Raw genomic sequence first — 4,190 nt, forward strand, 5'->3', positions numbered from 1 at the left:
CCTAGAACCTAGAACCTAGAACCTAGAACCTAGAACCTAGAACCTAGAACCTAGAACCTAGAACCTAGAACCTAGAAGTATTCATTAACTATTTTGCAAAAACCTGTCACAAGTGAGCGTTTACTAAACACTCAGTCTTGCGAACATTTGGTTGCCATGCTTTAATTAGGCAGCGTAAAAATAAACAGTTGTGGTTTTATTTTAACTGGACGTTTTAAGAATAATTATTTGGGAAATAACAATGGCGCTAAGCTGTAAAACAATTGTAACGTCATTTGCGTTACTAGCAATGACTGGCTGTACAATAATCCCCGGTAGCCATTTTGAAGGAATCGAATCGGGTGAACAAATTGACAACCTTGAGAAGGAGCTCGATAAAGTTAATATCCAAATCATCGACTCTTCTCTAATCAACCAACAAAAGCAAACTAAAACGAAACCAGCGTTACCATCAAGCCTTGATGGCATCGACACCTCTGATTATCAATACAAATTAGGTGTTGGCGATGTAATCACAATCGGTGTATGGGACCATCCTGAATTAACCATACCTGCTGCAGTTCAACGTACTGCTGAATTCGACGGTTTCCGCGTTCAAGCCGACGGCACAATTACCTTTGCTTACGCTCCAGATATTCAAGCAGCTGGTAAAACAGTGCAACAAGTTCATAAGGAACTCGTTAAACGCTTAAGTCGTGTAATCGAAGACCCACAAGTAGATATTAAAATTGTTGGTTTTAGAAGCCAAAAAGCCTATGTGACAGGTGAGGTGAACAAACCTGGTGTGCTCCCTGTAACCGAAGTACCACTTACTCTAATTGACGCACTTAACCAAGCCGGTGGTTTAACCGAAGCAGCAGATTGGCGCACAGTTACATTTACACGTGGCGATAAAACAGAAATGATCCAACTTGATGACTTTTATGCTCATGGTGATATCTCGCAAAACCGTTTATTAAAACATGGCGATATTGTGCATGTTAATCGTAACGATATGCAAAAAGTATTTGTATTAGGCGATGTAAAACGTGCTGGTACAGTGGGTGTTAATCGTTATGGTTTAAATTTAGCGCAAGCCTTAAGTGATGCCGGCGGCTTAAACGAAAACACAGCTGACGCAAATGGCGTGTTTGTATTACGTAAACGCAACTTAGAAACCGATGGCATTATTGCTGATGTATATCAACTACATGCTAAAAATGTTGCGGCATTAGTGCTTGCTGAGCAGTTTGAGTTACAGCCGCACGATATTGTGTATGTAACTTCAGCGCCGCTAGCGCGTTGGAACCGCGTAATTAGCTTATTATTACCATCGGTAAGCACAGTTGATTCAATCAATGATGTTACTAGCTCAAATTAAGGGTTAAGACGTATGTTTGATTCTGTATTAGTTGTGTGTGCAGGCAATATTTGCCGAAGCCCAACCGCTGAATATGTATTAAAAAGTAAACTACAAGGTAAAAATGTTAGCGTGTCTTCAGCAGGCTTAACGGCCCTTGAAGGCAAGCATGCAGATGCACAAGCACAGCAAATTGCAACACAACATGGTATTGATATGAGCGAGCATCAGGGCAGGCAAATCACCTCAGCCCTTGTTGCACAGCACAGCGTTATTTTAGTGATGGAAAAGCGCCATATAAACGACTTGTGTGCTCGTTACCCGCAAGCACGTGGTAAAACATTTTTGCTAGGTAAATGGGTCGACGATAAAGAAATACCCGACCCGTACCGTCAAAGCCAAGAGGCTTTTGAGCACGTTTACGCATTAATCGATAGCGCATGTAGCGCTTGGCAAAAGTATTTATAAGGAAAGGCTAGTACATGAATGCTCAGCCCACTGCATTAGCAGCAAGTAAAAACCAAAATAGAAGTCAAGAAACGCAATCGCAAGAAATAGATCTACTCGCATTACTAGGTACTTTACTCGACCGTAAATGGTTTATCGTTATTGTAACAGCTATATTCGCTATTATAGGCGTAGCTGTTGCGGTATTAAGCACTCCTATTTATAAAGCAACAGCACTTGTTCAAGTTGAAGAAAGCAGCCCGTCAGTACCAGGTCTTGATGATATGGCAGGTATGTTCGAAAGTAGTAGTGCTGCTGTAACCGAGATTGAGCTGTTAAAATCGCGCTCGGTGATTGGTGAAGCGGTTGATACCCTAAAGCTTGATATAGTTGCAGAGCCTAAATTATTCCCTGTGATTGGCGGTAAAGTTTATCGCAGTTTTGCTGCTGAGTCCGAAGGCGATATAGCTGAGCCATTTTTAGGCTTAAGCAGTTATGCCTGGGGCGGTGAGAGTATCAATATTTTCAGATTTAACGTACCTAAAGGGTTTTTAGGTGAATCATTTGAATTAGTAGTAGGTGAAGGTAAAACATTTGAGCTTTTTAATCCGGACGGTGATTTTGTTTTAAAAGGTACGGTTGGTAAAGATCAAAGCGCTGGCTTTTATGAGTTAACCATTCGCGATTTGAATGCACGGCCTGGAACTGTTTTTACATTAGCTAAGAAAAATCGCTATAGAACTATTGTTGAACTACAGCAAGAGATTGGTGCCAGCGAAAAAGGTAAAGATTCTGGCATAATTGCAATGTCGTACGAACACAAAAGTGCAGCGCACGCAGAAAAAGTACTTGATAGAGTGTCACAAATTTATGTACGCCGTAATGTTGAGCGTAACAGTGCAGAAGCACAAAAGTCACTCGAGTTTTTAGAAGTCCAGCTTCCAGAAGTTAAAAAGCAACTTGAATACGCAGAAGAGCGTTTTAACGATTATCAAATTAAACGTCAATCAATCAACATCAGCTTAGAAACTCAAGGTGTACTTGAGCAGGTAGTTGAACTTGAAACTAAATTACAAGAGTTAGAACTAAAACGTTTAGAGCTAAGCCGTAAATTTAAAGAAAGCCACCCAACCTACCAAGGGGTGCTAGAGCAGATTGAAGCGGTAGAAAAACAAAAACAAAAGCTAGTTGGCGAAGTTGGTAACTTACCAGAAACACAGCAAGAGCTATTACGTTTAAAACGCGACGTAGAAGTAAGTAACCAAATTTACACCTTATTACTTGGTAAAACCCAAGAGCTAGATATTGTACGTGCCGGTACGGTAGGTAATGTACGTGTGGTCGATGCTGCTGCGGTAGATACTACCGAGCCTGTTAAGCCGAAAAAGGCAATTATAGCTGTTGTGGCAACTTTGCTTGGTGGCTTTTTAGCTGTGGCAATAGTGCTAATTCAAAAAGCAATGCACCGCGGTGTTGAAGACCCAACAGAGATAGAAAGCATTGGCTTACCTGTTTATGCATCTGTCCCGTATTCAGACTTTCAAGATAAGCTAACTGGCTTTAACCGTGCCCGTAAAGTTAAAGATAAGCCTAAGTCAATCCTTGCGGTAGATAACCCAGCTGATTTATCTATTGAAGCACTACGTAGTCTGCGTACTAGCCTACACTTTGCAATGATGGAGGCCAAAAACAACATAATCGCAATATCTGGCCCAAGCCCTGGTGTGGGTAAATCGTTTATCTCGGTAAACCTAGCAGCAGTATTAGCGCAAAGCGGTAAAAAGGTGTTGATTATCGATGCTGATATGCGTAAAGGTTATTTACAAACTCAGTTCGGTATGAAGTGGGATGACGGTTTAAGTGACTTACTCTCTGGCCGATTAAACCTTGAACAAGTAACTAAAACGTCCCAAGTTGAAGGGTTAGATGTGATAACCCGTGGTCAAATACCACCAAATCCATCTGAGCTATTAATGCATCGCAACTTTAGTAAGATGGTTGCAGAGGTAAGTGGCAAGTACGACATTGTTATTGTTGATACACCACCTATTTTAGCGGTTACCGACCCTGCAATTGTGAGTGCTCATGCTGGTAGTACATTATTAGTAACGCGCTTCGGTCAAAACCATTTACGTGAAATTGAACTAACTCGTAATCGCTTTGAACAAAACGGCATAGACGTAAAAGGTGTTGTATTTAATGGTGTAGTACGTAAAGCAAGCAATGCATACGGTTACTATGGTTATTACAACTACGAATATAAATCTGATAAGTAATTAAATACGTTCTAGGTTCTACTTGACTCAATTGTCACCACGAAAAGTGTGTTGAAGAACCTAGAACCTAGAACCTAGAACCTAGAACCTAGAACCTAGAACCTAGAACCTAGAACCTAGAACCTAGA

General features: G+C 41.0%; 3 protein-coding genes. All 3 read left to right on the forward strand.

All coding sequences use genetic code 11. The features are described from left to right. The first annotated feature begins 241 nt into the window (after positions 1-241). Genes NO991_RS20485 through NO991_RS20495 form a run of 3 tightly spaced genes read left to right on the forward strand, consistent with a single transcriptional unit; the run spans position 242 to position 4,062 of the window. Positions 242-1,360 carry a polysaccharide export protein gene (locus NO991_RS20485; RefSeq protein ID WP_289157226.1) on the forward strand — a complete coding sequence of 373 codons (1,119 nt, stop codon included), beginning with the start codon at positions 242-244 and terminating at the stop codon, positions 1,358-1,360. A 12-nt stretch (positions 1,361-1,372) separates the two neighbouring features. Next, a complete protein-coding gene (locus NO991_RS20490; RefSeq protein ID WP_289157227.1) occupies positions 1,373-1,807 on the forward strand; it encodes a low molecular weight protein-tyrosine-phosphatase in 435 nt (144 codons plus the stop codon). A 14-nt stretch (positions 1,808-1,821) separates the two neighbouring features. Then, positions 1,822-4,062 carry a polysaccharide biosynthesis tyrosine autokinase gene (locus NO991_RS20495; RefSeq protein WP_289157228.1) on the forward strand — a complete coding sequence of 747 codons (2,241 nt, stop codon included), beginning with the start codon at positions 1,822-1,824 and terminating at the stop codon, positions 4,060-4,062. Positions 4,063-4,190 lie beyond the last annotated feature (128 nt).

It is taken from the genome of Pseudoalteromonas sp. DY56-GL22 (assembly GCF_041414715.1).
Lineage (GTDB): Bacteria > Pseudomonadota > Gammaproteobacteria > Enterobacterales > Alteromonadaceae > Pseudoalteromonas > Pseudoalteromonas simplex.